The sequence below is a fragment of the Pseudovibrio sp. WM33 genome, assembly GCF_001623165.1.
Lineage (GTDB): Bacteria > Pseudomonadota > Alphaproteobacteria > Rhizobiales > Stappiaceae > Pseudovibrio.
Map to the genome: position 1 here is coordinate 50,041 of NZ_LMCK01000024.1, position 6,000 is coordinate 56,040.

General features: G+C 50.6%; 4 protein-coding genes. 1 reads left to right on the top strand and 3 read right to left on the bottom strand.

Translation table 11 applies throughout. From position 1 onward, the window contains the following. The first annotated feature begins 212 nt into the window (after positions 1 to 212). A complete protein-coding gene (locus PsWM33_RS06565) occupies positions 213 to 2,258 on the top strand; it encodes a mechanosensitive ion channel family protein (RefSeq protein WP_208994421.1) in 2,046 nt (681 codons plus the stop codon). A 141-nt stretch (positions 2,259 to 2,399) separates the two neighbouring features. Here PsWM33_RS06565 and PsWM33_RS06570 read toward each other — a convergent pair whose 3' ends face one another. From PsWM33_RS06570 to PsWM33_RS06580, 3 genes are all read right to left on the bottom strand, one after another. After that, a complete protein-coding gene (locus PsWM33_RS06570; RefSeq protein ID WP_063299626.1) occupies positions 2,400 to 3,047 on the bottom strand; it encodes a PopZ family protein in 648 nt (215 codons plus the stop codon). Positions 3,048 to 3,268: 221 nt separating this feature from the next. After that, positions 3,269 to 4,636: a TolC family outer membrane protein gene (locus tag PsWM33_RS06575; RefSeq protein ID WP_063292423.1), complete on the bottom strand. Its 1,368-nt coding sequence runs from the start codon at positions 4,634 to 4,636 to the stop codon at positions 3,269 to 3,271. A 459-nt stretch (positions 4,637 to 5,095) separates the two neighbouring features. Beyond that, on the bottom strand, positions 5,096 to 5,755 hold the full coding sequence (locus PsWM33_RS06580) for a protein-L-isoaspartate O-methyltransferase family protein (RefSeq protein WP_063299627.1): 660 nt from the start codon (positions 5,753 to 5,755) through the stop codon (positions 5,096 to 5,098). Positions 5,756 to 6,000 lie beyond the last annotated feature (245 nt).

The window sequence follows — 6,000 nt, forward strand, 5'->3', positions numbered from 1 at the left end:
AAAGGGCTTAGCACTGGAATGCTACGGGGAAAAGGCCAGAACGAGGCAAACACGCGGCAATCGCTGAGGAATCTCAGCTAACCCACAGGCGTTGCGCGAAAGCCACGATAAGCCACCGGCAAATTTTACTTAAATAACAAGGCGTGGATTGTCCAAATGGTCTTGAGTGGCTGGTTTCATAGAGCAGGAAGCAGCCAACAACCGAGACCTCAATGCAACCAGAGCAACAGCCCTCGATAACCCAGCAACAACAGCCACACCTGGCCTCCAGTGTGCTTTGCGTTGGTTTGCGTTATTTGTGCGTTACACGCGTTTTTGCTGCGTTTTTTTGCGTTCTTTTGTTTCTGGCACTCTCGAGCGAGGCTCCCGCCCAGTCCCTCTACCAGAAGTACATCAAACAGCAGCAAAAGGAGATCCTAAAAGCTCCCTCTGAAAAGCCAGAGATGCCATCTGACGAAAACGGCATGCCTGAGACACTGCGCATGCCGGCAATGCCTTTGATGGAGTTTCGCGCAAAAGACATCATCGGCATGTTCCCTCTCGCACCTGCTGACACCAGCTCCCCAAGAGCGACACTGGACAGCTTTCTCGACATCATGGAGGAGACCAACCACCTCATTCAGGAAGCTTACGAAGAAAACACAGGTATGGGTGCGTTCTCTATGGAAACGCTTGGCATGAGCAAAAGCCATGAACACATTCAAAACAAGATCCATCTCGCCGAGATTCTTCTTGAGCGTGCAAGAGACTGCTTTGATCTTTCCGGGCTCCCTAGCGCAACACGCCAGCAAACATCACTTGAGCTAGTCCTGCAGCTCAAAGAGATACTGGACCGCATCCCACTTCCACCTTTCCCGGATATACCAGGAACGACCGCAGGCACCTACGACTTCAATCAGGCCGATTTAGAAAACTCCTGGACGATCCCCTTCACTCAAATCGTTATCACCAAGATGACTGAAGGACCGCAGCAAGGGGAGTATGTTTTCTCTGCACAAACAGTGGACCGGATTCCAGAGTTTTATGAGGAAGTCAAAGCGCTCCCGTCCCGCTCACCCATTCCGCAAGACCTTTATCACTTCTTCGCCAGCAGTCCTGGGCACCTGCTTCCCCCAGCCTGGTTCTCGTTAATTGAAAGCCAACCACCATGGCTACTGGAGCTGTATTATGGACAGGCCGTCTGGCAGTGGTTCGCGTTGATCCTGATCACAGCAATCGCCGCGGTCATTCTTTTCTTCTTTGTCACCACCATGCGGCGCCTGCCAGAGCGCAATAAGCCTGTTCGGCGGCAAGTGCTCAGCATCATCACTTCCGGCGTGATTGTCGGCTCTCTCATTTTCCTGCGTTATCTGGCTGACTATCAAATCAATATCGGTGGCCCGGTTCTGCAGGTCTATGACCTGACCATCGAAACACTAGTCTGGATTGGCGGAGCCGTCATCATTTACAAAATCCTGCGCCTCTTGAGCGAGCTGGTACTGCTCAAGAACCGCGGTGTTGCCTCCATCGACCGCAGCATCATTCGCACAGCAACGCAGTTCTTCGCCATCTTGTGCGCTCTCATTTTGCTCACTTACGGTGCAACCCGCCTGAATATCCCGCTCTACGGCATTATCGCTGGTATCAGTGTCGGCGGTCTCGCGATCGCTCTGGCCGCTCAACCCACGCTCGAAAACCTCCTCGGCGGCCTGATCCTCTATGCGGACGGCATTGTCCGTGTCGGAGATTATTGCGAGTTCAACAAGGTGCGCGGACACGTGGAATCCATCGGTATGCGCTCAACCCGTATCAGAACCACGGACAGAACGCTGGTCACTATTCCTAACGCCGACCTCGCCAAGATGAACTTCATGAACTACACGCTGAAAGATCACTTCCGCGTCGTTCTGAGATTTGCATTGAAGTACGACACCAGCGCAGAGCAACTGGAAAAGCTCATCACCAAGATCAAACGAATGCTGGCCAAACATCCGCTGTCCCAACCAGATGCAGCAAAGGTGAGACTGGAGAACATTGATGAAAACGGCATTGTGATCCAGATCGAGGACAGCGTTCAGGCCGCAACTCGTGATGAGTATCTCGCCATTCAGGAGAGCATCATCATCCGCACCCTGAAACTTATTTCAGACCAAAACATCGAAGTCGCCCACCCCTTCGTCACCAACTACGGCGAAACGGAAAGTCCGCTCAAAGCTACGAACGACCCTATTGTAGAAGCAAACACACAAAGAAGAGGAGGAACCAAGGATAAACTATAGCATGTACCTAACGGCCTCCTATTTGAGCGACAAATACCCAAACAGCCCACACCACAGATCAGTTTTGACACGGTTTTCTTAGAAAGAGTAGCAGAGAGCGGATGTGTGAAGGGGAGTGCTTCTCCCCTCACATCCAGAGGATTATTTGCGCGAGATGCGATCGATCTCTTGGCGCACAAGCCGCTCCACCACGCTTGGCAGATGCTGGTCGAGCCAGCCTTTCAGCATTGGGCGCAGCATCTCAGCCACAAGTTCTTCCAGCGTACGGGCGTTCTTGGACAGCACCGTGTTGGCAAGACCGTTAAAGGCGCTGGACACAACTTCGTCCGTCGCGCTTGAGATAAGTGTTTCCGCCGGGCTTTTTGCAGCAGAAGGCTCAAGAATATCATCTTGCCCCATGCTGCTCAACCCAAACGCTTCAGGACCCGGCTGATCAAGAAAAGCGATGTCTCCATCCTCTTCCTTGTCTTCATCAGCAAGGCCTTCAATAATTTTCAATGAGGAGGATTGCTCGTCGATCTGCTCTTTTTGCGTCAGCTCCAGAACGTCTGGTTCCGCATCCTTCACCACTTCTGGCTCAGGAGTTGGAGCAGGTTCCATTTCCGCTGGCGCATCATCAAAGAGTTTATCTAGATCGTCCTGTGATAATTCGCGACCCGCGTCCGCGTCACTCAATGCAGCATCTGTCATCTGTTCTGCGCCACTTGCTTCGTCATCCGAAATAATCTTGCGGATCGAGCTCAGGATATCCTCCATGGAAGGCTCGTTACCCTGTGAGACAGCTCCCATGTATGTGCTCCACTTCTAATCGCGTCTAATCCGCCGGCTTTCCGACTCAGTTCATTAATAAATACTTACTTAAATATAAGAGAAAAGCGGTCCCGCCTGACACCCGCATATTCTGCAAAATGCCAATTCCCACAAGGAAAACGAGCAATTTTGAAAATGCGGCAACAAAAAAGGGAGCCCGTGAGGCTCCCTTCTCCAAAATTTCATTATATCAGAGGAGCTTAACGCCCATCCGGGGTCCGCAGACCAATCCACTTATCACGTACCAGACGGTAGTGTTCAGTTGGATCATAACGCGCACCGGTCAATGCCAGGCTGTTATAGTCGAGACGACCAACAGAGGAAAGAACCGCATAAGCAGCAACCACACGGTCACGCTGCGCTGTCACCAATGTTACACGCGCATCCACCAGATCACTCTGTGTATCCAGAACATCAAGCGTGGTCCGCTGACCAACACGCTGCTCTTCAATCACGCCTTCCAAAGCAAGACGAGCCGCAGCAACCTGTGCTTCAGCTGCCGTAATGGAAGCGATCGATGCATTCAGCTGCCCCCAGGAGGAGATCGCCTGAGCACGGATGCTATCACGGGACACATCAACCAAAATCTCGGTGCGGCCCAGATCTTCTTTAGACTGGCGCACAACAGAGTATTCGCTACCATTCTGGTAGATAGGAACAGTCACACGACCAAAAATAGATGCTGTTCTGGTCGGCTTTCCAGACACGCCAGGAAGGTTGTTGTCGCTATAGGACAATGTTCCCTGAACATCAGCAGTCGGAAGCAATACACCCTCAGCAGTTTTCACTGCAAACTGAGCGGCATCAACCAGAAACTGAGAAGACTGGATCGCAGGATGCTCTTCCTGACCAATAGAGATTGCAGAAGAAACAGTCTTCGGCAACAAGCTTGTCACATTGGTGCGAGCGCTCAGGTTTTTGGGATCAATGCCAATCACCTGACGGAAAATCGCACGACTTGTGTTCAGGTTTGCCAGCGCTGTGTTCAGTGTGGACTGCGCACGAGCACGACCTGATTCAGCCTGAGAAACATCCGTCCGCGTACCTTCGCCCACATTAAAGCGATCTTTAGAGGCCCGAACCTGCTCTTCCTGGAATTTCAAATCACTCCGACGCAAAGACACAAGCGCGGTATCGCGAATGACGTCCATGTATGCGGTCGCAGCTTGGAAAAGCGCAGTCTGCTCTGCTGTACGCAAATCTTCACGCTGAGCACGAACAATAGCTTCAGCCTGACGGGTAGAGTTCACAGTCCGGAAACCACGGAACAGCGGCTGAGTAACCTGCAAGGATGCTGTATACTCATTACGGTTTCGGTTAGTGCCCTGTGTCTCCTGCCACTGGTAACCATAATTACCACTGGCAATAATGCTTGGGCGCCATCCGGCCAAAGCCTGTGGCACACCTTCATCTGTCGCACGAAGCTGAGCGCGTGATGCGTTTAATGTCGGGTTATTCTGATAGGTAGCAGCCAATGCCTCTTTAATTGAAAGAGCATTCGCGCCTTGAGCACTCACAAGCAAGCCGACTACTGCAACTGCACCCGTTAACGTTTTCCGAGAAACCACTTCATATGCCTCAAACAGGGTCAATCTTACGAACCGCAAACCCAACACACTCGCCGAAATGTATATCTTATTCGGCGTTTTCCGAAACCGACGATCAAGCCGATTTTGGAAAAAAATAAACACTGCGACGAACAAGCAACATCTTATCGATATAATTGCCTAGACTAATCGCAGAATATCATTCCCCGGAGGCACACTAATAGAACCATTAAGTTTTTACTACCGTTTTTTCACCCAATGATTGAAACGTGGATATCTCTACATCATTGATAGAAAAGACAGCAGCAGTGACCAGTTCTTATTTTACCCCACCAGAGTTTGAAGTGCTTTAAACCAGCATTGAGACAAATCTGTAATTCACATCACGAAAACGGAAATTCATCACAACACTTCACAGAAAAACAAAAAAAGGCGAAGGTTGCCCCTCGCCTCACATCTCAGTATCTGCATCGCAAGCGTTTAGAATTCAAAGACTTCCGGCTTCTCAAAACCTGGAAGCGCACATGCATGCGCATTAAACGCAAACACAGAACTCACATTGCCGCCAGACTTGGTGTAAAGCCGTGCAACGCCCGCATTGCTCTCCCCCTCAACCACAACAAGACGACCTTCGTCTTTCAGCTGAGCAGTCAAGGCTTCCGGCAGCTCTTCAACGGATCCATTGACCAGAATAACATCATAAGGCGCGTCAGCCGCATAACCCTTGGCCAGATCACCATCAATCACAGCAGCATTTTCAATGCCCAGCTGCTCAAGATTCGTTGAGGCCGCTTCAGACAGCGCCACATCAACTTCAAGACCAACAACAGCTTCTGCCAAGTAGGAAACAATCGCCACGCCATAACCAGAGGCAGCGCCAACCACAAGCACAACATCCTTGGCAGTGATATCAGCCAGCTGAACAAGACGGCCAAAGATGTGCGGCTTGAGCATTTTGCGCTCGCCTTTTTCATCAACGGCTACATCTTCATCAATATAGGCCAACTCCTGCAGGTTTTCCGGAACGAACTTTTCGCGAGGCACCTTGCCCATAGCACCAATAATGCGCAGATCTGTAATATCATTGGTCCGCAGCTGATTGTCGACCATCAGTGTTCTTTGTTCCGCGAAATTGACCATCTTGTCCTCACTGTCTCGCAAGATTCTTTGGCTGAGAAATATCGCTCATGCACCACAAACACAAGCTGCCATATCCGTAAAAATAAACAGTTCCCTCTGTTGTTTTTCCATTTTTGAACTTTGCGGTGCAAATAAGAGCCTTTTCACCATGCAGGAAGAGAAGATGGGGCTCATCCAGAAAGACACTCACTTAGGTAAACCCCATAGATGTGAATCGGCATGCAAAATTGACCCGGTTAGGTGGG